Genomic DNA, 23962 nt, shown 5'->3' on the forward strand with positions numbered 1-23962 from the left:
CTAGCAAATGCTAGCTTTTTTCTTTTTGACATCGATAAATGGCTAACGTTTTCGGATCGCGCCATATACCGTTATGAAGTGATAATTCATTTTCTACTTCTTCTTTTAGCCATTCTTTCATTTCCGCTTGAAGATATGTATTATCAGGTATATTTAGCGACGGAAACATGCTAGAAATATAGTTTAAAATCGGAGTAGCATGATGAAAAATGAGAGCATTATGAATAACTTCTTCTTCAACTGCTGGAAAAACAGACTGTAATATCTCTTTACCATTTTCTAAACAAAATGGAGTGACTGATGATGTTGTTTTCGGTAAATCAAATGCGTCTAACATGCGGTTACACATTTCAACTATACGAGGTAATGTAACGCTAGAATTTGTTGTAGCTAAAAGTGAGCCACCGGGACGAATTACTTTATGGAATCCTTGAATTGTTTTTTCGACATCTTTCATGTGATATAACATATGTCTTGCGACGATCCAGTCATAGCAATTAACTTCGAAAGGGAGTTTAGCAGCATCACCTAGTCTCCATTCAATTATGTTATTCTTTATTGCAGCTTCAGAAAGCATAGCTTTCGATTGATCAAAACCGGTTAGTTGTCCTTTATGACCGCTAGTTTGTAAAACGGAAAGAAAATTCCCATCAGCGCACCCAACCTCTAATATTTTTTCGTCTCCTTGAAGTTGTAAATGTTCCATGACGACTTTATCTAAATTCACTTGTTTTTCTTCGTAATGTTTATGTGTATCGATACGTGTTTGTAAATGGTTACTTACGTTGTATTGGCGTTTTACATCATTCATTTTTTCACATTCCACCTTCGTGCAAAATTGCTGAATTGCATGTGTTAATACGTCGGTTTTCTTTAAACCTTCGTAATGGAGTGCAGATTCAAACCTTTCAAGTAATTTTTCTTCAATTCGAAAATGAATATCTTTTCGCTTTGTCATTGAAATCTCGCCCCTTTGTATCTGTTAGTGAGACTATAGCATGCCTGGAAAATTTGTGTAAATAATTTGTGTACACAAATGGAGGAGATGAAAAAATTGTTTGAATGTGAGTTTAAACTATTGACGATTTAACCGTTTTCATATATTCTTAAATTAAGAAATATTCAAATAATTAAAAGAAATGAGAGAGTCACATGCTTCTTCAAGGGACACATCGAATTGGTCGTATGGCCATGCTGTTGGCACTTGCGGATGAGAATGAAAGCCCTGTATTATCTATCCCAAAAGGTTGGAAGTATTGTACGGGGAAAGTGGGTTCGATGAATTCGCAAAAGGTTGTCGCAGCAATGGAAACAGCGGCTAAGAGCAACCAAGTTATTGAAACAGACGTTTACAGAGAAACACATGCACTTTATCATGCAATTATGGAAGCTTTGTACGGAGTGACGAGAGGTCAAATTCAGTTAGCAGACGTTCTTCGTACAGTAGGACTTCGTTTTGCGATTGTGCGCGGTACACCATACGATGGAAAAAAAGAAGGCGAATGGGTTGCTGTAGCATTATATGGAACGATTGGTGCACCTGTAAAAGGATCTGAGCATGAGGCGATTGGTTTAGGAATTAATCACATATGATTTGCCCATAGTCTATTAGTTAGAAGGGGGCCTTACTTTTTTAGGACAGAAGTCTGTCTTAAAAAGATAAGGTCCCCTTTTGCCTTTTTAAGGAGGAAAAAAGAATGATTACGTTAACAGGACACACATTGACAATTGAAGAAATGAAGAGGTTGTTACTTGAAGGAGAAGGTGTAACAGCTTGTCCAACTAGTATGCAAAAGGTAGCAGAGTGCCGTGAAGTAGTAGAGAAAATTGTAGAAGACGGAAAAGTCGTTTACGGTATTACAACTGGATTTGGAAAGTTCAGTGACGTGCTTATTCAAAAAGATGATGTAAAGGCACTTCAACACAATTTAATTCAGTCACATGCATGCGGGATAGGCGATCCATTCCCTGAAGAAGTATCACGCGGTATGTTAATTTTACGAGCGAACACGATGCTGAAAGGAGTATCTGGCGTTAGACCGCTTGTTGTAAATATGCTTCTTGAGTTTGTAAATCGTAAAATTCACCCAGTCGTTCCGCAACAAGGTTCACTTGGTGCGAGTGGAGACTTAGCACCTTTATCTCATCTTGCGCTTGTATTATTAGGCGAAGGTGAAGTGTTCTATAAGGGGAAACGCGTTCATGCGATGGTTGCTCTTACTGAAGAAGGTCTTGAGCCGATTGAACTTGAAGCGAAAGAAGGGCTTGCATTAATCAATGGTACGCAGGCGATGACAGCGCAAGGAGTTCTTTCTTATATAGAAGCAGAAGCAACGGCTTATCAAGCTGAATTAATTGCTTCGATGACAATTGAGGGCTTACAAGGCATTATTGATGCATTTGATGAAAATGTTCATAAAGCACGCGGTTATAAAGAGCAAGTAGAAGTAGCAAGCAGAATTCGTGACATTCTTCATGATAGTAAGTTAACAACAAAGCAAGGAGAACTACGTGTACAGGATGCATATTCACTTCGTTGTATCCCGCAAGTACACGGTGCTTCTTGGCAAGTTTTAAATTATGTAAAAGAAAAATTAGAAATTGAAATGAATGCAGCAACAGATAATCCACTTATCTTTGATGGCGGAGAAAAAGTAATTTCGGGTGGTAATTTCCATGGTCAACCGATTGCGTTTGCGATGGACTTCTTAAAAGTAGGAATGGCGGAAGTTGCAAATATTTCAGAGCGTCGTATTGAGCGTTTAGTAAATCCGCAGTTAAATGATTTGCCACCATTTTTAAGTCCAGAACCAGGACTGCAGTCTGGTGCAATGATTATGCAATACGCAGCTGCGTCACTTGTTTCTGAAAATAAAACGTTAGCACATCCGGCGAGTGTTGATTCAATCCCGTCATCAGCTAACCAAGAAGATCACGTAAGTATGGGAACAATCGCTTCACGCCATGCGCATCAAATTATTCAAAATGTAAGACGTGTTCTTTCAATTGAGATGATTTGTGCGATGCAAGCAGCAGAATATCGTGGTATTGAAAACATGAGTACAGTGACGAAGAGCTTCTACCATCAAGGTCGTCAGCAAGTGCCTTCTATTACAAATGACCGAATATTCTCAACAGATATTGAAAATATTACGCATTGGTTAAAAACGAATTATTCGATAAAAGAAAGATTGGATGTAAACGCAGCACTATAAAATGAGAAAAGGGAGAGATCGAAATGGAAAAAGTACAACAAACAATTCGCGCGGCAAGAGGTACTGAGTTACAAACGAAAGGATGGGTTCAAGAAGCAGCACTTCGTATGTTAATGAACAATTTAGATCCTGAAGTTGCTGAAAAACCAGAAGAACTAGTTGTATATGGTGGGATTGGCCGTGCAGCTCGTAACTGGGAAAGCTACCATGCAATTGTTGATTCATTAAAAACGTTAGAAAGCGATGAAACGTTACTTGTTCAATCAGGAAAACCGGTAGCAATTTTTAAATCACATGAAGATGCGCCTCGCGTTCTTTTAGCGAACTCAAACTTAGTGCCGAAATGGGCGAATTGGGATCACTTCCGTGAATTAGAGAAAAAAGGCCTTATGATGTACGGTCAAATGACAGCTGGTAGCTGGATTTATATTGGAACACAAGGGATTTTACAAGGAACATATGAAACATTTGGTGAAGCGGCACGCCAACATTTCGGTGGTTCATTAAAAGGCACAATAACACTTACTGCTGGTTTAGGCGGTATGGGTGGTGCACAACCTCTTGCTGTAACGATGAATGGCGGTGTTGTAATCGCTATTGATGTAGATAAGCGTAGTATCGATCGTCGTATTGAAAAGAGATATTGTGATATGTATACAGAATCGCTAGAAGAAGCGCTAACGATTGCGAACGAGTATAAAGAGAAGAAAGAGCCGATTTCTATTGGCTTATTAGGAAATGCAGCAGAGATTTTACCAGAACTAGTGAAGCGCAATATTACGCCAGATTTAGTTACAGATCAAACATCAGCTCATGATCCATTAAACGGTTATATTCCAGTAGGTTACACATTAGAAGAAGCGGCGAAACTTCGTGAAGAAGATCCAGAACGTTACGTACAATTATCAAAAGAAAGCATGACAAAACATGTGGAAGCAATGCTTGCTATGCAAGAAAAAGGCGCAATTACATTTGATTATGGAAATAACATTCGCCAAGTTGCTTTCGATGAAGGTTTGAAAAATGCATTCGATTTCCCAGGATTCGTACCTGCATTTATCCGTCCGTTATTCTGCGAAGGAAAAGGGCCATTCCGCTGGGTAGCACTTTCTGGTGACCCAGAAGATATTTATAAAACAGACGAAGTAATTTTACGTGAATTTGCGGATAATGAGCATTTATGTAACTGGATTCGTATGGCTCGTCAGCAAGTTGAATTCCAAGGTCTTCCATCACGTATTTGTTGGTTAGGTTACGGTGAACGCGCGAAATTTGGTCGCATCATTAATGAAATGGTTGCAAATGGTGAATTATCAGCACCAATCGTTATCGGTCGTGACCATTTAGATTGTGGATCAGTAGCATCTCCAAACCGTGAAACAGAATCGATGAAAGACGGTAGTGATGCAGTAGCAGACTGGCCAATTTTGAATGCATTAATTAACAGTGTAAACGGTGCAAGCTGGGTATCTGTTCACCACGGTGGCGGTGTTGGTATGGGTTATTCACTTCACGCTGGAATGGTTATCGTTGCAGATGGAACAGAAGCGGCTGCAAAACGTATTGAACGCGTATTAACTTCTGACCCTGGTATGGGTGTTGTTCGTCACGTTGATGCAGGATATGACTTAGCTGTAGAAACTGCGAAAGAAAAAGGCGTTAACATTCCAATGATGAAATAAGGAGGAGAAAACATGCTGGACACTTTACTAATAAATATCGGTCAATTACTAACAATGGATCAGGAAGATGGCTTGTTAAGACGGGAAGCGATGAACACGCTTCCTGTTATCGAAAACGGTGCAGTTGGAATTGAAAACGGCGTAGTTACTTTCGTTGGAACAGCAGAAGAAGCGAAAGGATTACAAGCGAAAGAAGTTATTGATTGCGGCGGCAAAATGGTTTCTCCTGGTCTTGTTGATCCGCATACGCATCTTGTATTTGGTGGATCTCGTGAAAATGAAATCGCACTAAAATTACAAGGAGTTCCGTACTTAGAAATTTTAGAACAAGGCGGAGGTATTCTTTCAACTGTAAATGCAACGAAACAGGCGTCGAAAGAAGAACTTGTTCAAAAAGCGAAATTCCATTTAGACCGTATGCTATCTTTCGGAGTTACAACTGTAGAAGCGAAGAGTGGTTACGGGTTAGATGATGAGACGGAATGGAAGCAACTAGAGGCAACTGCACAATTACAAAAAGAGCATCCTATCGATTTAGTTTCAACATTTTTAGGTGCTCATGCAGTTCCGAAAGAGTATAAAGGAAGATCAAAAGAATTTTTACAATGGATGTTAGATCTATTACCAGAAATGAAAGAGAAGCAATTAGCTGAGTTCGTTGATATTTTCTGTGAAACAGGTGTGTTCTCTGTCGAAGAATCAAAAGAATTTTTATTAAAAGCGAAAGAGCTTGGATTTGATGTGAAAATTCATGCAGATGAAATTGACCCTCTTGGTGGCGCGGAAGCAGCGGCTGAAATTGGTGCAGCATCAGCGGATCATTTAGTTGGCGCTTCTGATAAAGGAATTGAAATGCTTGCAAACTCTAATACAGTAGCCACTTTATTACCAGGGACAACTTTCTATTTAAATAAAGAAAGCTTTGCTCGTGGTCGTAAAATGATTGATGAAGGTGTTGCAGTTGCGTTAGCTACAGACTTTAACCCAGGTAGCTGTCCAACTGAAAACATTCAGCTTATTATGAGCATCGCAATGCTGAAATTGAAAATGACACCAGAAGAAGTTTGGAATGCCGTAACAGTTAACTCTTCTTACGCAATTAATCGTGGTGATGTAGCTGGGAAAATTAGAGTTGGTCGCAAGGCAGATTTAGTGTTATGGGATGCTTACAATTATGCTTACGTACCGTATCATTACGGCGTAAGTCATGTAAATACAGTATGGAAGAATGGTAATATCGCATATACAAGAGGTGAACAATCGTGGAGCACGGCCACTATTTAAAGAAAAATGCAAAGTTTATTGATCGTGAAGTGACGAAATGGAGTGAGATGATTAAAGATTGGGAGGAAGGTGTGGAAATATTTGGTGCAGCCTTAATTGGAGCACCCCTTTCTAAACCATCTATTAGTCATTCAGGAGCAAGTTTTGCTCCAAAAACAATTCGTGCGATGTTAGATGCATATAGCACGTATGCAATTACAGAAGAACACGATATGAAAGAAAGTGTCTTATATGATTGCGGCGATATTACGATGCATGTGACGGATATAAAAGAAAGTCATAAACGAATTGTGAAATCAGTTGGTCACTTAACGAAAGTAAATCCGAATATGATACCAATCGTTCTTGGCGGTGATCACTCGATTAGTTTTCCGAGTATAACAGGATTTGCAAATAGTAAAGGGAAGGTCGGTATTATCCAATTTGATGCCCATCATGATTTACGAAATTTAGATGATGGTGGCCCATCAAATGGTACACCGTTCCGTAGTTTACTAGAAAATGATGTTATTAACGGAAAACAACTCGTTCAAATCGGAATTCGTAATTTTTCAAACGCACGAGCGTACCATGAATATGCAAAAGAACAAGGCGTGACAGTGTATACAATGAAAGATGTACGAGAGCGAGAAATCAAAGATATTATCACGGAAAGTATTGAAGTATTAAGAAAGCAAGGCGTGACTTCTATTTACATTTCTCTTGATATGGATGTACTAGATCAAGCATTTGCACCAGGTTGTCCAGCAATTGGTCCTGGCGGAATGGACAGTACGACTTTATTTGAAGCGATTGAATTTCTTGGTAAAGAACCACTCGTTCAAGGGATGGACATTGTAGAGATTGATCCAACACTTGATTTTAGGGATATGACGAGTCGAGTAGCCGCGCAAGTGATTATGAGTTTTCTTTTAGCGAGAGAGACAGTCCGTAAGCAGGTTAGTATATAGGTGTGAAATTAATAGGGAATGTTTAATGATTGCGTATAAAAAACACATTACTACTCATATGTAGTAATGTGTTTTTATGTTAAAAGAGAAGATGAAATTAGAATGTATATATGTGTGGAAAAGTTAATAAGATTGCGGATTTTTAGTGGTATTTTACGAATTTATTTTCTTAGTTCGAAAGGATTGACATGAAAAATAATTTTGTGATAAAATAAAAATTTTGCTAAAAAAGTGATTGTGTGTTAAGATTGAGAAGGTTACCATATATGGAGGTGGATTATTTGTTTCAAATTGGCGATAACATTGTTTATCCAATGCAGGGAGCAGGTATAATTAAAGCCATAGAAGAGAAGGAAATCGCAGGAGAAAAACAACAGTATTATGTTATAAAAATGTCGGGTAGTAATATGGAAATAATGATTCCGGCAGGGAGAATATTGAGCTCAAATATACGACCAGTCACGGATATAACGGCAATAGCACACATATTGAATATTTTTCAACATGGAGAATCTGATAGATTACTTACGTGGAAACAAAGGTATAAATTGAACACTGATAAAATAAAGACGGGTAAAATACAAGAAGGTGCTGAAGTTGTACGTGATTTATTACGTATGCAGAAAGAAAAAGCACTTAATGCAAGCGAAAAGAAAATGTTAGATAACGCACATGAATTTTTGATTAGTGAACTGGGATTAATTGAAGGTATTACAGAAAGTCAAATAAAAAGCTTTTGTTAAGATTCATTACAAGTAATGTATTACATCCCAAAAAAGATTTTGAATTTTTTGGGAACATAATTATAGAAAATTAATCATTTCAAAGACATTCAACTCTTTCAAACCACTTTTAGAGCATTAACCTCTTTTGTTATTACTACAATAAAATCCATTTTTATTTTTTAACTCTTTACGAATGTTCGAAGTTTAATTAAACACTTCGATAGAATAGTTACTTGATTTTTGCAATCCTGATTCACACTGGCACGGACGAGGAGCCGTAAGGATGAAAGAGAGGTAGGGCTTTCATTGTATTAGGTTTATAAGTTATTATTTTTAGAAGAATACTGAACCACTCTCACTTCTATTGTTAAAGTTTTTTTATATGTGAAGAGATAATAATTGTTTATTTTCTTTATATAAAAGAGATAAACGAGTTGTCATCCATATACGGTAAACTAAAAAAGGTTTCCTTCCTAGGAAACCTTTTTTTATTTGTATCATTCTATTTTTTGATATTCGAATGTTTGAGGGTAAAGGCGTATAAATTGACGTTACTATCTAAAAGTAAGTATGATGCGATTATAGTAAGAATTTTTTTAGGGGGAAGAGAAATGACAAGTTCAAATAAAAAAGCGGCAAGTATTTATGAAGGGACAAATATAAACGCTTGGGGATCTTTTGAAAATATTGAAGGAACGAAATTGTTTGATCCAATTCAAGTTGGATCTTGGTCTCTTCGTAATCGCATAGCAATGGCACCGATGACGAGATGTTTCGCGAATCATGAAACAGGAGTCGTTGGTACTGATGTAGTCGAGTACTACAGAAAACGTGCAGCTGATGGAGTTGGATTAATTATTACAGAGGGAATCGTCATTAGCCCAAGAGCAAAAGGAAACCCAGGGGTACCAGGAATTTATACACAAGAACAAATCGATTCGTGGAAGCCTGTTACAGAGGCAGTACATAAAGAAGGCGGAACGATTATCGCTCAAATATGGCATGTCGGCCGTATGAGTCATCACGAAATAATTGGTGGGCAATTGCCACAAGCACCGTCTGCTATTGCGGCAGAGGGAAATGTTCCGCGTTTTCGTAAACCATTCGATACGCCAGAAGCAATGACCTTAGAAGAAATACAAGAAGTGATCGGTCAATACGCACAAGCTGCGAAGAATGCGATCGAAGCTGGATTTGATGGAGTAGAAATTCACGGTGCACACGGATATTTAATCGATCAATTTACTTATGAGTTTGCAAATAAGCGTACTGATAAATACGGCGGTGACTTAAAGCAACGGTTAACGTTTATGAAAGAAGTAACGGCGGCTGTAATAGAAGCTGTTGGGGCTGATAAAACACTTCTTCGTTTCTCTGCCTTTAAAGGTGATAATCCTACTTATATGTGGGAAAATCCTGAGCTTGCAATTGAAACGTTTGTAAATATGTTCAAAGAAGTTGGATTAACGATGATTCACCCTTCAACGATGAATTATACGGCAGTTATTGCTGACGGAAAGAATTTTCATCAATTAGTAAGAAAATATTGGGATGGTACGATTGTTGGGGTTGGTAATTTGAATCCGAAAGAGGCTGAAGAAGCGTTGCAAGAAGGAACAATTGACGTAGCTGCATTCGGAAGACCTTTAATTGCTAATCCAGATTTTGTTCATCGAATTAAACATGCTGAAAGTTTAGTTGAATATGATGCGAAAGAGCATCTTGCTACATTAATTTGAATAAAGATAAAAGGAGAACACATGAAGTGTTCTCCTTTTATTATGGAATTTCATAGGAGGAAGCGGGATGAGTGAAACGCTACTCGTTATTATTAGTATATTGCTCTTATTGATGCTACTATTGATTATCTTTTTTATTATTACATTTTTCATTAAAAAACGGACGCATCATTCTATTTTAAAACTCCATCCATACCTAGGAAGAATGCGCTACTTACTGGAAAAAATAGGGCCGGAATTCCGGCAATATTGGTTTGATCACGATACGGATGGAAAACCTTTTTCGCGTTACGACTTTCAAAGTGTTATGTTTTTAGCGAAGTATCGCTCTGAAATACTTGGTTTTGGGTCGAAACGAGATTTTGAAGCATCTGGTTATTATATTGCTAATACGCTGTTTCCGGTATTAACAGAGGAATTAAGTGTGAATGTAACGCAAGAACGTGAAGGGAAAAAGTATGTGATTCATAAAGAAGGGTTATTTTCACGGAGAGAAAAATTGACAGCGGATACAACGAATCTTTGGTTATACGAAGAGGACGATGCGATTATCGTTGGTGAAAATCGTAAATATCCATGGAAACTATATGGCATGTTTGGAGCATCAGCAACTTCTTACGGTTCGATTGGAGAAAATTATATTTTAGCGAGTGGGTTTGGAGCGAAAATGGCTGGTGGTTCATGGATTAATACTGGTGAAGGTGGTGTTATTCCAGAACATTTACATACGGGTGCGAATATCATTGCACAAATTGGTCCGGGTTTATTTGGATATCGTGATGAGGACGGTAATTTTTCAATAGAGAAATTTATGGGGAAAGCGAAAGAAAGTAATATTAAAGCATTCGAATTGAAATTTGGGCAAGGTGCGAAAATACGTGGTGGTCATTTAGAGGGGCAAAAAGTAAATGAGAAAATTGCTTCTGTTCGAAATGTACGAGAGGGAGAGACAATTAATTCACCGAATCGATTTTCATTTTTAAATAATGCAGCAGATACACTTTATTTTATTCAACAGTTGCAAGAAAGTGGTGGTAAACCAGTTGGAATGAAAATTGTAATTGGACAGCAGGAGCCGTTGGAAGGTTTATTCAAAACGATGAAAGAGTTAAATATTTATCCAGATTTCATTACAATTGATGGTTCAGAAGGTGGATCAGGAGCAACGTATAAATCGATGGCAGATAGTATGGGAATGCCGCTTATTCCAGCATTACTGACATGTATTGATACAGCGAATCATTATGGTGTTCGGGACAAATTTAAAGTGTTTGCCTCGGGGAAATTAATTACACCAGATAAAGCGGCAATTGCTTTAGCTATTGGTGCAGATGCTGTAAATTCAGCGCGTGGTTTTATGATGGCAAGTGGCTGTATTATGGCGCTTCAATGTAATTCCGGACAATGTCCATCTGGAGTTGCCACGACGAATCCGCACTATCAAAAAGCGCTAGATCCGTATGAGAAGAAATGGCGGGTAATGAATTATGTTGTTAGTATGAGATATAGTTTGTTTTCACTTGCAGCAGCAGCGGGAGTAAAGAGTCCGCGTCATTTAACTAGAGAACATATTGTGTTTAAGGATGAGATGGGGCGGGTAGTTTCTCTTTCGGAATTGTTTCCTACTAGTAAATAGAAGGTAAGCTATGTTTAATAGATTAAAAGTCATACATTTGTATGGCTTTTTTGTTTAATAAAATAGGTGTATATATTTCTGAATATTTTTACTTTAATTATTTTTGAAAGCGGGGTAATCCACTGGGATAAAGGCGTTTATAAAGGTTTTTACATGTAGTAAAAAGTGCTTGTTCACTTGAAAGAACAAAAAATGTTTGTTAAGGTAGGGAACCATAAGCGAAAACAAGAAAATAGAAAAAGTCATTTTTCGAAATTTTGAATGGCTTATGTAACTAAGGGAGAGATTTGGTGAAGATTGAGATTATGGTTTCGCTTGCTATTTATATGGCAGGTATGTTGTATATCGGTTATTGGTCTTATAAGAAGACATCCGATTTATCAGATTATATGTTAGGCGGAAGGGGACTCGGTCCAGCAGTTACAGCTTTATCAGCTGGTGCTTCTGACATGAGTGGTTGGATGCTAATGGGATTACCTGGTGCGATGTATGCAACAGGATTATCAAGTGTATGGATTGTGATAGGTTTATTAATAGGTGCTTATGCAAACTATTTAATTTTGGCCCCGCGTTTGCGAACGTATACAGAAGTGGCAAATGATTCAATTACGATTCCGGATTTTTTAGAGAATCGTTTTAAAGATCGTACGAAAATACTTCGTTTTGTCTCCGCTATCGTCATTTTAGTATTTTTCACATTTTATGCGTCGGCTGGTTTAGTTTCAGGTGGACGTTTGTTTGAAAATTCTTTTAACCTTGATTATAAAATTGGTTTATTTGTAACTGTGGGTGTCGTTGTTGCTTATACACTATTCGGTGGCTTTTTAGCAGTAAGTTGGACCGACTTTGTGCAAGGTTGTATTATGTTTATTGCTCTTGTATTAGTTCCAATTGTAGCTTTTACAGATGTCGGTGGTATAACAGAAACATTCAATACAATTAAGCAAGTTGATGCATCGCATTTAGATATGTTTAAAGGGACTACAATACTTGGTATTATTTCATTTTTAGCATGGGGTCTTGGGTATTTCGGTCAACCACATATTATTGTCCGCTTTATGGCAATTACCTCTATTAAAGATTTGAAAACTTCTCGTAGAATCGGTATCGGTTGGATGACGATTTCAATTATAGGTGCAATGCTTACTGGTCTAGTTGGTATTGCTTATTACGCTAAAAATAATGCGACATTACAAGATCCGGAAATGGTCTTTGTAACATTCTCAAATATTCTATTCCATCCGTACATTACTGGGTTTTTACTATCAGCTATTTTAGCTTCGATTATGAGTAGTATTTCCTCACAATTACTTGTTATTTCAAGTGCTGTAACGGAAGATTTCTATAAAACATTTTTCCGTCGTAACGCAAGTGATAAAGAACTTGTATTTATCGGTAGGCTGTCAGTATTAGTAGTAGCGATGATTGCAGTTGTTTTAGCGTATCATCCAAGTGATACAATTTTAACGCTTGTTGGATATGCTTGGGCAGGATTTGGATCAGCATTCGGACCAGCAATTTTATTAAGTTTATATTGGAAGAGAACGAACAAATGGGGCGTTCTTGCCGGAATGATTATCGGTGCAGTAGTTGTTATTACTTGGGTACAAATTCCAAGTTTAAAAGCGACTATGTATGAAATGGTACCTGGATTCTTCTGTAGTTTATTAGCTGTTATTATTGTAAGTTTATTAACGAAAGAACCAGTTAAAGAAATTCATCGTGAATTTAATGAGATGGAAGCAGTACTGGAAGAAGAAACGAAATGATTTGAAAAGAGAGTAATCGGTGAATAGCGTTTACTCTCTTTTCATTTTAAATGAAATAAGTAGCTTGTTGACAAAGAAAAGTAAGTAACTTATAATAAGTGTTGAGTTCGAGATAAATGACATTCTAAATCAAGGTTTATTATGATTATAGAGTGAGTAAATATTTTTTTGGTAAATTATCTCGAAATCGAGATAATTTCGATAAGTTAGATGATAATGTTTGTTTTTATAATCAATATCTCAATTTCGAGATAAAATCATCATGATGGATTTTACTTTGCGGTATGGACAAAATGAATAATGAATTTTAATGTAAAGCAATTTTTATAATAAAATAAAAAAGGAGTGGACGAAATGGAAAAGAAAACAATGGGAATTCATCACATTACAGCAATTGTAGGACATCCACAAGAAAATGTAGATTTTTATGCTGGTGTATTAGGTTTACGTTTAGTGAAACAAACAGTGAATTTTGATGATCCAGGTACGTACCATCTTTATTTTGGTAATGAAGAAGGAAAGCCCGGAACAATTATTACGTTTTTCCCATGGGCAGGTGCTCGTCAAGGAGTTATTGGTGACGGTCAAGTAGGGATCACTTCTTATGTTGTACCAAAAGGGGCAATGGAGTTTTGGGAAAATAGATTAGAAAAATTCGATGTTTCGTATACGAAAATGACTCGATTTGGAGAGCAGTATTTAGAATTTGATGATCCACATGGTTTGCATATAGAATTAGTAGAAAGAGAAGAGAGCGAATTAAATAATTGGACTTTTGGAGAAGTTACGCCAGAAGTAGCAATTAAAGGATTTGGCGGTGCGGTTCTTTTATCGGCACAGCCTCAAAAAACGGCTGAACTGTTAGAGCATGTTATGGGTCTTGAGAAAGTTGGAGAAGAGGGGGAATTCGTTCGATTCCGTTCTTCTGCTGATATTGGAAATATAATTGATTTAAAATTATCAACAATCGGTCGTGGCCAAATGGGCGTTGGTACAGTGCATCATATTGCTTGGAGAGCGAGTGACGATGCTGATCAGCTAGACTGGAAAGAGCGTGTGTCCCGTTTTGGATACCACGTAACTCCTGTACAAGATCGAAATTATTTTAACGCAATTTATTTTAGAGAACACGGCGAAATCTTATTTGAAATTGCGACAGATCCTCCTGGTTTTGCTCATGACGAATCGTTAGAGACGATGGGTGAGGAATTAAAGTTACCAGAGCAATATGAACAACATAGAAAACAGATTGAACAAACACTTTTACCATTTGAAGTGAGAAATTTAGATTGAAGTGATTGAAAGGGGAAAAGGATTATGATGAAACATGTTTTTCAAAAAGGGAAAGATACTTCAAAACCAGTGTTGTTATTACTTCATGGTACAGGTGGTAATGAATTAGATTTATTACCACTTGCAGAAATAATTGACCCGGAAGCTTCGGTATTAAGTGTCCGTGGAAATGTGTTAGAGAATGGGATGCCGCGTTTCTTCCGCCGATTAGCAGAAGGTATTTTTGATGAAGAGGATCTTATTTTCCGTACGAAGGAATTAAATGAATTTTTAAATGAAGCTGCAAAAACATATGAATTTGATAGAAATAACATTGTTGCTATCGGTTATTCAAATGGAGCAAACATTGCGGCAAGCTTATTATTCCATTATGAAAATGCGTTAAAAGGTGCTGTGCTTCATCACCCAATGGTGCCTAGAAGAGGAACACAATTACCTAATTTAGCTGAGAAATCCGTGTTTATTGCGGCGGGGACAAATGACCCGATTTGTTCACCTGCTGAGTCAGAGGAACTGAAGACGTTATTAGAAAGTGCAAATGCAAACGTAACAATGCACTGGGAAAATAGAGGACATCAATTAACGATGGGTGAAGTAGAAAAAGCAAAAGAGTGGTATGAGAAAACAGTTCTATAAGTACAAAAAATAAAAGAAGCATCTGCTATTCGTTAGCAGATGCTTCTTTTATTTTTTAAGACTAGATTGTAAGGTGAGATGAAGAAAGTGGTAGCTGAATATCAACGATCGTACCTTTATTTAATTCACTTGAAATGTGTAATTTACCATGATGTTCTTCAATTATTTTGTAACACATCATTAATCCTAGCCCTGTACCTTTTTCTTTTAAACTATAAAAAGGTTCGCCTAGACGGGAGATACGATCTTCTGGAATGCCGCAACCTTCATCGATAATCCGTATTAAGATGAAAGTATCCTCTAATGGTTTTGTTTGGATGAAAATATTTCCGCCATTTGGCATCGCTTCTATCGCATTTTTTAATATGTTTATAAAAACTTGTTTTAATTGGTTACCATCACATTGAATATCATATACGTAATCGAAATGGTCCATAATGATATGAACGCTATGCATAATAGCAGTTGGTAAAATAAATGTAACTACTTCTTCAATTAAAGTTTGTATGTTGCACGTTTGAATAGATAATACTTGTGGTTTGGACATCGCCATAAATTGACTTGTGATAGATTCCATTTGTGAAATTTCACTTAACATAACATCGATATACCATTTCTGCTCCTCATTTATTTCAGGGAGTAGCAATGTAAGAAAACCTTTTAGAGAAGTAAGTGGATTTCTAATTTCATGGGCAATTCCAGCTGTCAGTTGTCCGACTACTGCGAGCTTTTCAGATTTTCGTAATAACTTTTCAGTTTCTTTTAACTCAGTAACATCTCTTCCCATCACGATAAGACCTTTGCGAGAACCATCAGGATGATAAAGCGGAACTTTCGATATACTTAAGATTAGATCGAAATCATCTCTATGTATAATAAATTCCTCACCATGAAGAATTTGTCTTTGTTGCCATGCTAGTTCATCGACTTCTTCACAATGTAAAAAAGCTTCTCGGTACGCTTCATTATATTGAATGAGTTCGCTATCTTTTTTCCCGTGGTAAGGTACATGATGGAAATTGAAGCAAGAAAGTGCGTAGTCATTTGCCTCAAGCCAGCGCCCTTCATGATCCTTAAATATAACAAACGCAGGCATGGAGTTCACTAATGTACGCAATCTCTGTTCACTCTCTTTAAGCATTTTCTCAATTCTTTCTGATTTTTCAAGAGGCTTCATAATGGCATACACGCCTGTTAGACGTTTTCTTGAAAAAATAGGAACTAATTTTGTTACGACATCTAATAAATATCCGTCTTTGTGATAAATAGATACGATATACTCTTGTTGATTGTCGGCTTTAGTTTGTTTTATATATTGTAATACTTGCTCAGAAATATGTGCTTCTAGAATAGAGGTAATGTTTTTTCGCTCTAATTCTAAAGAAGTGTAACCTAGTATTCTTTCGGCAGAAGGATTAGTGTGTATAATCATTCCCTCTAAATTTAATGAAATAATACTATCAGGATTATGTTCGAACAGAGATGCGTACATTTCTGCTAAAGAACGATCTTGTATATGGTTTCGCAAACGTCCTGAAATATTTGAATGACGTTTTTTTTGAGTAGATGAATATTTTTTCCGACTCATATTATTTCCTCCGTACAAATAGCATCTAAAAAGAGTTGTCTATTAATAACTATAATATAGATGTAATGTGTATTGCTATAAAAAATGGAAGTTATAGAATTAATTTTGTTTTTTTTATTTTTTACAAAGTGAATGTAGGGTGGTAATAAGGGGAGCTTATATTGTTTTATAAACCTTTTGTAAGTTACAGGATTAGGTTTTCCTTATAAAATTAGGATAGAGGAGGGGGAGAGAGAATGAAAAATTATATTCAAGGGATTGATCATGTGCAAGTAGCTGCGCCTGTAGGGTGTGAAGAAGAAGCACGAGAATTTTATGGTAATAAAATTGGTATGGAGGAAATCCCGAAACCAGAGGAATTAAAGAAGCGTGGTGGGTGCTGGTTTAAGTGTGGAAATCAAGAGATTCATATCGGAGTTGAGCAAAACTTTAATCCAGCTAAAAAGGCGCACCCAGCTTTTTATGTTTTAAAAATTGATGAATTTAAACAAGAGTTAATAAAGCAAGGTATTGAAGTAATAGATGATCATGCACGACCAGATGTAACTAGATTTTACGTGTCAGATCCGTTCGGAAATCGAATTGAATTTATGGAAAATAAAAACTAGGTGGAAATTCACCTAGTTTTTTAACCTTTTCTAAACAATCCTAATACTTCAACCGTTTCGGTAATGTTAACGAATGCATGAGGATCAATTTCAGAAATTGTTAATTTCATGCTTGCTAATTCTTCACGAGAAACGACTGTCATAAGTACACGTTTTTTTTCGCTGGAATAAGCACCCTCGCCATCAAGTAATGTAATTCCACGTACAACAGTTGAAAGAAGTTGTTTTTTCATTTTTTCTGCTTCATTTGTTACAATCATAAGTGTAACCTTTCGATGTTTCGTATGAATAGCATCGATGACTTTACCAGTCACATAAATGGAAAGTAAGCTTGTAAGAGCAACATCCCAAGTGAAGAAAAATCCTGCAATTATTACAACAACTGTATTTAAAATAATAAGGAATCCGCCAAGTTTAATGTCTCTTTTGCGAGATAATAACATACCGATAATATCGAAACCACCAGTTGATCCATTACAGTTAAAAACAAGACCGATACCAGCTCCGGCAATGACACCACCAAAGATAGATGATAAAAGTGGATCTGTTGCTACGACTTTCACGGGAACGTAGTATAATGCAACAGATAATACAATAACAGAGACAATTGTGTTGAAAATTACTTTTTTTCCAAGACCTATGTACCCTAAAATAAGGATAGGTAAGTTTAATACAAAGTTAATAATACCTGTGTTTACAGGAGTTACAATCCCTAAAATAATAGCAATTCCGCCAATTCCACTACTTAAAATTTTGTGGGGGATAAGGAAAAGATTAAAGGCAATCGCAATAATAATAGAACCAATAATAACACCAAGAAATCTGACCATCTCTTTCCCGTCCTTCACTAAAAAATTCATATTATTTCAAGATTATATATGATATTGAAAGTTTTGGGTAAAAACAGTTTATTTCGGAAAAAAAGATTAATCAAAATAATTTGGATATTTTATCGTTTGAAAGGGGATACAGTTGTGAAGATAAAAACATATCAACAAAAAAGCCCGTTGAAGCAAGAATGTGAGGATTCTTACTTTTGTAATGAAGAAAATAAGATTTATGGTGTATGTGATGGTGCAACACCACTTGTCCCGTTTCGTGATGAAAAAGGACATAATGGAGCATACATCGCTTCACATTTATTTGCAAGTTATTTTGCTTCATTACGTGAAAATCATAGTTTACAAGTTGCAGTTGCCAAAGCAAATGAAGCATTGCAAAGCAAAATGTTAGAATATAAAGTAGATACGAGAAAAAAAGAGCATTTATGGTGTACATGTATTGCGGCAGTTAAAATAGATGGTGAGAAAATTGAATACGCACAATTAGGGGACTGTATGATTGTCGCAATACTTCAAAATGGAACGATGCAAGTATTAACGAAAGACACAGTTGAAGGGATTAGTAAACGAGCAAAAAAGAAGAGAGAAGAAGATCGTAAAAAAGGGTTATCTGTACCAGAAGAATATGTTTTTCAAGATGTGCGAGAACAGTTAAAATATAATCGTTATCTTGCAAATATGCAGGGCGGGTATTCCGTTGCAAATGGAATGAAAGAAGCGATACATTATTTACAGCATGGTGAATTACATATAGATGAAGTGAGCAGGATTTTTATTTGTTCAGACGGATTATTTCACCCAGATTGGCCACTCGAACAAACTGTTGCATATATAAGAAAGAATAGTATAAGTGAATATGTAGCAATTATCGAAGAGCTAGAAGGGGAAAAGAGAATAAGACCAGATGATAAAACAATAATAATGATTGATTTTTAAGAGGAGGCAATTCATATGGAAATTAAATGTGCAAATCTAGCATTTAAAGACGAATTAGTTCCTTTAGAAAAAGTAAATAAACTAATTATCCACCATACATCCGAAGATGGATGGGATGTGTATCAAACACATGAATTTCATCAAAAAGTAAGAGGATGGAGCGGGATCGGTTACAATTATTTTATTGAAGAAGATGGAACTGTAGTCGAAGGGCGAGGTTTACATATTGGAGCGCATGCGAAAGATCATAATAGAGATACAATTGGAATATGTATGACGGGTAATTTTGATAAATATGATCCAACTACCGCACAAATGAATGCATTATATTCTTTATGTAAAATGTTTATGAAGCAGTTTTCTATAGAGAAAGGAAATGTACTTGGTCATAGGGAGCTAGAAGGTGTTACAAAAACTTGTCCTGGAAATCGCTTTTCTATGGTAGAGTTAAGAAACTTACTATCTTAAATATAGAGGAGTAATAAATGATGATGAATATAAAAATACCAAATGATAAAAAAGAAGAGCTTGTAGCACAAATACAGCAATTTTTTGTTGAAGAAGATTTAGATGAAATTGGGCGTTTTCAAGCAGAACGTTTAATAGAAGAAATGATTAAATTAGTAGGACCTTTTGCATACAATCAAGCAATTGGAGATGCTAGAAAGCTTGTAACAGAGAAACTATCTAATATTGAAGAAGATTTGTATGTGTTAGAGAAGAGTGAAGGGAAGTAAACTTCCGTCAATTATAAAATAAGTGTTATTTCACGGCTTTTTCCGATGTTTTATTTGGAAAAGGCCGTGAAATTTTTTCATTGTCAGCAGGAAAATAATGAAACTTATTCCCCTATCTCGTACTCCATTCTTTTGCCATTTCATCATGATATGCTTCTGTCCAATGATATGGTTGCAACTCTTTTAAAGGTTTAAAAATAATATCTTGTTTAGCATTTGTAATCGCACACTGTACTTCTGGTCCCCAGTAAAATAAACGTTCTTGGCATACACCACAAGGTGAGAGTACCTTTAATTCAGAATGCTCATTTTCTCTTGCAAGACAAATAGAATGTGTAACTTTCTTTTGAAATTTATGAGCTTCTAAAATTGCACCTGTTTCCATACAAAGTTCTGTTGAAGCATTTATTACGTCCGGAGCAACACTTGTATAAATTGTTCCATCTTCTACACGAATCGCTGCGGCTCCACCCCAATCGTTTGGATATCTTTGTTCAATTAACTGTTTCACCACATCATATAATTGTTGCTCAATATTCAATTTCTTTTCCTCATTTCTGCCCAAATTCAGGTTTGTTATTTCGAAATATTCTTTCTTTTATCATAATAATATAAACAAAAAAATGGAATGAACATTTAATTTCAAACCATCTTTTTTCCAAAAAGAACGCTAGAATTAAAAAAAACGTTATTCTTTCTTAACAAGCTAGATGAGAAGGAATAACGTTTTTTAGATTGAGATTAAAAATATATTATCTTAATTTTATCTTTTTTTAATAATTTATTTATGGGCAATTTATAGTTGCTATTTATAATTCCTATATATAGCAGCTATGGATACTATGAAAAAGAACTTTGGAGGTGTAACACTTTGTATCCAATTAGCTATAATCAAAATTTAAAACATGAATTGCTCACATAGAATCTTCTTTTGGAAGAGAAATGGTGTGATTTTTTGTTAAGTGAAGGAAGGTATTGGAAAGATATGAATAAAACAATTTTAAAAACATGTATCATATCAGCAGTTTTAGGTGGAGTTCTATTAACTGAAAAAGGTGGAGAAGTGAAAGCAGAAGCGACTACACTACAAACGAATCATACTGGTGTATTCAAAGATGTTCCACAGGGGCACTGGGCATATGAGGCGATTCGTCAATTAACAGATGAGAAAATCATTTTTGGCTATGATGATGGGAGATTTGGTTTTGGAGATAACGTAACACGCGAACAAGTTGCAGCTTTACTGTATCGTTATTTTAATCTGGCAGAAGACAAAAATTATGAGAACCCATATGGGGACGTAAGCGAAGATTCGACAAGCTATAAAAAGGAAATCTTGTCTTTAACAGAAATGGGCGTTTTTAAGGGTGACGAGCATGGGAACTTTAGACCGAAGGCATCCTTAACACGTGCAGAAATGGCACAGGTTCTTACAAATGCTTTTCATTTAAAGGCAAAGAGTGATCACACTTTTAATGACGTTTCAACGAACTCATGGGCAAGCAATGCAATTAGTGCTGTTCAAACAAATAATATTGCAAAAGGAGTAGGCGGAGGGAATTTTGCTCCAAATATGGATGTGACGCGTGAACAGTATGCACAATTTTTATACAATGCAATACAAGAAACTGAGCAAACTCAACAAACGAAAGGGCAACTATTAGCTAGCATACTTGGTGAAACAAATTGGCAAGGGACAAAAGTCTATGACAAAGATCATAATGATTTAACGAAAGAAAATCAAAATTTCATTGGGCTTGCAAAGTATGATGCTAAAACGGCAAGGTATGAATTTTTTAATGCAAATACAGGAGAGAGTCGTAATGATAGCGGTACCTTTTTTATAACTAACGATGGAAAGAAAAGAGTACTAATTTCTGAGACGCAAAATTATCAAGCAGTTGTTGAATTAACGCAATTAGATAAAGAGAAATTTACATATAAAAGAATGGGGAAAGATGCAAAAGGGAACGATGTAGAAGTATTTGTTGAACATGTTCCTTATCATAAAAAAGAGCTATCTTTCACGCGACCTGATAAAAATTTAGAGAGCTCGACGGGTAAAATAGTTACGGATGTTGATGGAGATAAAATATTATCTAGTACACTATGGAACGGTACGGTGGTATTAGACGAACAGGGCAATAATGTAACAAAATACAATTCAAACTTAATCAGTCTAGCAAAATATGATAAAAGTACAAATAAATATGAGTTTTTTAATGTAAATACAGGAGAAAGTCGTGGAGACTATGGTTTCTTTGATGTTGTACATGGTAATAAAATAAGAGCTCACGTTTCGTTAGGAAATAATAAATACGGTGCAGTTCTTGAACTTACAGAATTAAATAAAGAGAAATTTACGTATACAAGAATGGGGAAAGATGCGAATGGAAAAGATATAAAAATCTTTGTTGAGCACGAACCATATACAGGAGACCTAAAACCAAATTTCACAAAATAAGATGTAAAAGTAATTTTTAGCTCTAGTAAAGGCATTGTGTTAGAAAATGTTAGTAAGGAAAAGTCAGAGTGATTATATAATTAAAATAGTTGTTTATAGACAAATAGATGCCCGAAGGCATCTATTTGTCGTTTTAAAATGATTTTATGGGTAAATATAAAATGCAAATATCTAGTAACTTACTACTTGCACAACCATACATTTTCGTTCTTTTATTTATTCTCTTTATGCTCTTTATATTCATGAACTTTTTCTTTCACATTACCGACAGTATCTTTAGCAGTGCCTTTCACTTTATCCCATTTTCCTTCAGCTTGTAATTTTTTATTGTCAGTTACTTTCCCGACAACTTCTTTTACTTCACCTTTTACTTTATCGATGGCACCTTCTACTTTTTCTTTTAAACCATGATCATGTTTAGTCATACATTTCTCCTCCTTGTAGTTTGATTAGAATTTTCTTTTCATATTGCAAGTTGAATGATGTATTTAGTAATAGCGTAACAAATCTAGTTTGAATATTCAAATGATTAATAGGGTAAAAAATAAATTGTAATAAAATGTATAAAAGTGTAATAAAAAGAGAAAGAATGTTAATTATATGTTTTTTGCAGTCCATATTGATTTCGTATAAGCGATTTTCATATGGGCACGTTCCATATTATTTTGGCTGCCGCTACCGAACCTTGCTTGTCCAACTATTAAATGACAATTGGATTCAATAGCTGTCTCAATTCGTTTTTGAATTAATGCAGTATGACAGCCTTTACGCTGAAATTCTGGCAAAGTAGCAGAAGCGGCTAATGAGGCAACACCGTTATTTATATAGAGAACTCCTATACTAGCAGGAGTATTTTGAACTTCAGCTATGAAAAAATGCCATCCTAGTTTATTGTAAAGAATTTTGTTATTTTGGCGCACGCCATCTTTTGTAAAGGATGGCATGTTAAAACCACGTACATATATATCTGCAAAAATATCAAACTCATTTTCTTTTAGCTTGCGTACTGAAATGTTAGAAGGAAGAAGAGATGGATCTTCTTTCGGTTTACTATATAAAGCGGTATGGAAGCTAGATTGGTAAAATCCTTTTTCAGATAAGTATTGAAATAGTTCAGCTGTACCTTGCGCTGGTGTAATTTCAAAACGGCAAGGAATTTGTAGTGATTGATAATAAGAGATAATCGCATCTATCTCATCTGTATTTGTAAAGGTAACGCCTTTTACTGTATTAAAAGCAGGACCAGCAATTATTTTTGATGAAAAGGCAGTGGCACTCCCGAACTTTTTCATTTGTACTTGCATTGGATTTCCGCTTATTGCTTGTAGTAGCGCTAATCTAGAAGAAAGCATATGTATTTCTGCGTTTTCAATTTCACTTGCTGTATTAAGTGTCACAATAGTACTCATAAAATTCCCCCGTCATTAAATATATCTTATAGTACATATACGCTTTATGTTCTAAGATTCCTGTTGAAATGTAAGAGAATTAGAGGTTTTTTGGAAGGGAAATGGAAGTGGATTGTCGAAGGGAGTAGAAACAGATTAAAGGTGGTGCTCTCATGAAACAGAAAGACGTGCAGACATGCTCTAATTGTGGTTCTCATAACATAGGAGAAGGTGAGTTTGTCGGTTATGCACAAATACGGAAAAAGGAGACGATGTTCACATCTTCACCAGTAGATGCTTATATTTGTACAGATTGCGGGAATATCCTTTTATTAAAAGTACGACATTATGAAAAGTTTAAGCAGAAGCCGTTATGATTATTGAGAAGTAGTTTTATTAGGGGAGTTAATAAGAGTAATATTTTACATATATATGAGTAGGCCTCAGATAAAGAGATGAAAACATATGCT

Annotated in this window: 23 protein-coding genes; 17 read left to right on the top strand and 6 right to left on the bottom strand. The window is 35.8% G+C overall.

Annotated elements, in window-relative coordinates; translation table 11 throughout:
* Positions 1-10: 10 nt before the first annotated feature.
* On the bottom strand, positions 11-958 hold the full coding sequence (locus ACYVEC_RS05525) for a class I SAM-dependent methyltransferase (protein WP_063221309.1): 948 nt from the start codon (positions 956-958) through the stop codon (positions 11-13).
* A 194-nt stretch (positions 959-1152) separates the two neighbouring features.
* Here ACYVEC_RS05525 and hutP point away from each other — a divergent pair, with 194 nt between their 5' ends.
* The 11 genes from hutP to ACYVEC_RS05580 all read left to right on the top strand — a co-directional run bounded on the left by hutP (position 1153) and on the right by ACYVEC_RS05580 (position 14929).
* Positions 1153-1593, top strand: coding sequence for a hut operon transcriptional regulator HutP (gene hutP, locus ACYVEC_RS05530; RefSeq protein ID WP_000926516.1), 441 nt, complete (start codon positions 1153-1155; stop codon positions 1591-1593).
* A gap of 104 nt (positions 1594-1697) precedes the next feature.
* Positions 1698-3215, top strand: coding sequence for a histidine ammonia-lyase (hutH, locus tag ACYVEC_RS05535; RefSeq protein WP_098555481.1), 1518 nt, complete (start codon positions 1698-1700; stop codon positions 3213-3215).
* Between the two features lie 23 nt (positions 3216-3238).
* Positions 3239-4897: a urocanate hydratase gene (gene hutU / locus ACYVEC_RS05540; protein WP_199677871.1), complete on the top strand. Its 1659-nt coding sequence runs from the start codon at positions 3239-3241 to the stop codon at positions 4895-4897.
* Positions 4898-4909: 12 nt separating this feature from the next.
* Positions 4910-6181: an imidazolonepropionase gene (gene hutI / locus ACYVEC_RS05545; RefSeq protein WP_063221306.1), complete on the top strand. Its 1272-nt coding sequence runs from the start codon at positions 4910-4912 to the stop codon at positions 6179-6181.
* On the top strand, positions 6160-7131 hold the full coding sequence (gene hutG, locus ACYVEC_RS05550) for a formimidoylglutamase (RefSeq protein WP_199677872.1): 972 nt from the start codon (positions 6160-6162) through the stop codon (positions 7129-7131). The genes hutI and hutG overlap by 22 nt, the downstream gene beginning before the upstream one ends.
* 281 nt (positions 7132-7412) lie before the next feature.
* Entirely contained in the window at positions 7413-7874 is a 462-nt protein-coding gene (locus ACYVEC_RS05555) for a CarD family transcriptional regulator (protein ID WP_199677887.1), read from the top strand.
* Between the two features lie 593 nt (positions 7875-8467).
* Positions 8468-9595 (top strand): alkene reductase, encoded by a 1128-nt coding sequence (locus ACYVEC_RS05560; protein ID WP_063221304.1) that lies wholly within the window; start codon positions 8468-8470, stop codon positions 9593-9595.
* A 67-nt stretch (positions 9596-9662) separates the two neighbouring features.
* Positions 9663-11231: an FMN-binding glutamate synthase family protein gene (locus ACYVEC_RS05565; RefSeq protein WP_063221303.1), complete on the top strand. Its 1569-nt coding sequence runs from the start codon at positions 9663-9665 to the stop codon at positions 11229-11231.
* Positions 11232-11521: 290 nt separating this feature from the next.
* The gene (gene putP, locus ACYVEC_RS05570) at positions 11522-13000 is read left to right on the top strand and encodes a sodium/proline symporter PutP (RefSeq protein ID WP_063221302.1); all 1479 of its coding nucleotides are present in this window, start codon (positions 11522-11524) and stop codon (positions 12998-13000) included.
* Between the two features lie 354 nt (positions 13001-13354).
* Complete coding sequence (locus ACYVEC_RS05575) at positions 13355-14293, top strand: ring-cleaving dioxygenase (RefSeq protein WP_063221301.1); 939 nt, start codon at positions 13355-13357, stop codon at positions 14291-14293.
* Positions 14294-14317: 24 nt separating this feature from the next.
* Complete coding sequence (locus ACYVEC_RS05580; RefSeq protein ID WP_063221300.1) at positions 14318-14929, top strand: alpha/beta hydrolase; 612 nt, start codon at positions 14318-14320, stop codon at positions 14927-14929.
* Between the two features lie 61 nt (positions 14930-14990).
* Here the strand turns inward: ACYVEC_RS05580 and ACYVEC_RS05585 are convergent, their stop codons facing one another.
* Entirely contained in the window at positions 14991-16517 is a 1527-nt protein-coding gene (locus ACYVEC_RS05585; protein WP_063221299.1) for a BA3702 family sensor histidine kinase, read from the bottom strand.
* Between the two features lie 236 nt (positions 16518-16753).
* Between ACYVEC_RS05585 and ACYVEC_RS05590 the strand changes: the two genes are divergently transcribed.
* Positions 16754-17125, top strand: a complete 372-nt coding sequence (locus ACYVEC_RS05590) for a VOC family protein (RefSeq protein ID WP_063221298.1) — start codon at positions 16754-16756, stop codon at positions 17123-17125.
* Positions 17126-17145: 20 nt separating this feature from the next.
* Here ACYVEC_RS05590 and ACYVEC_RS05595 read toward each other — a convergent pair whose 3' ends face one another.
* Positions 17146-17985: a YitT family protein gene (locus ACYVEC_RS05595; RefSeq protein ID WP_460505869.1), complete on the bottom strand. Its 840-nt coding sequence runs from the start codon at positions 17983-17985 to the stop codon at positions 17146-17148.
* Between the two features lie 96 nt (positions 17986-18081).
* On the opposite strand from ACYVEC_RS05595, the gene ACYVEC_RS05600 reads away from it, so the two are divergent.
* The 3 genes from ACYVEC_RS05600 to ACYVEC_RS05610 are packed head-to-tail and all read left to right on the top strand — an operon-like array spanning position 18082 to position 19640.
* Positions 18082-18903, top strand: coding sequence for a protein phosphatase 2C domain-containing protein (locus ACYVEC_RS05600; RefSeq protein ID WP_142332713.1), 822 nt, complete (start codon positions 18082-18084; stop codon positions 18901-18903).
* Between the two features lie 15 nt (positions 18904-18918).
* Entirely contained in the window at positions 18919-19371 is a 453-nt protein-coding gene (locus tag ACYVEC_RS05605; RefSeq protein ID WP_063221296.1) for a peptidoglycan recognition protein family protein, read from the top strand.
* Between the two features lie 17 nt (positions 19372-19388).
* Complete coding sequence (locus ACYVEC_RS05610) at positions 19389-19640, top strand: DUF2164 domain-containing protein (protein ID WP_001983516.1); 252 nt, start codon at positions 19389-19391, stop codon at positions 19638-19640.
* 112 nt (positions 19641-19752) lie between these two features.
* Here the strand turns inward: ACYVEC_RS05610 and ACYVEC_RS05615 are convergent, their stop codons facing one another.
* A complete protein-coding gene (locus ACYVEC_RS05615) occupies positions 19753-20181 on the bottom strand; it encodes a cytidine deaminase (protein ID WP_017560432.1) in 429 nt (142 codons plus the stop codon).
* A 444-nt stretch (positions 20182-20625) separates the two neighbouring features.
* On the opposite strand from ACYVEC_RS05615, the gene ACYVEC_RS05620 reads away from it, so the two are divergent.
* Positions 20626-22104, top strand: coding sequence for a DUF4822 domain-containing protein (locus ACYVEC_RS05620; protein ID WP_063221343.1), 1479 nt, complete (start codon positions 20626-20628; stop codon positions 22102-22104).
* Positions 22105-22316: 212 nt separating this feature from the next.
* Here the strand turns inward: ACYVEC_RS05620 and ACYVEC_RS05625 are convergent, their stop codons facing one another.
* Together ACYVEC_RS05625 and ACYVEC_RS05630 are read right to left on the bottom strand one after the other, a co-directional pair.
* On the bottom strand, positions 22317-22529 hold the full coding sequence (locus ACYVEC_RS05625) for a CsbD family protein (RefSeq protein WP_000160409.1): 213 nt from the start codon (positions 22527-22529) through the stop codon (positions 22317-22319).
* Between the two features lie 171 nt (positions 22530-22700).
* Positions 22701-23513, bottom strand: a complete 813-nt coding sequence (locus ACYVEC_RS05630; RefSeq protein ID WP_063221294.1) for a GNAT family N-acetyltransferase — start codon at positions 23511-23513, stop codon at positions 22701-22703.
* 152 nt (positions 23514-23665) lie between these two features.
* On the opposite strand from ACYVEC_RS05630, the gene ACYVEC_RS05635 reads away from it, so the two are divergent.
* Positions 23666-23869 carry a hypothetical protein gene (locus tag ACYVEC_RS05635; RefSeq protein ID WP_000810206.1) on the top strand — a complete coding sequence of 68 codons (204 nt, stop codon included), beginning with the start codon at positions 23666-23668 and terminating at the stop codon, positions 23867-23869.
* The last annotated feature ends 93 nt before the right edge of the window (positions 23870-23962 follow it).

The sequence above is a fragment of the Bacillus sp. MN7755 genome, from assembly GCF_054771475.1.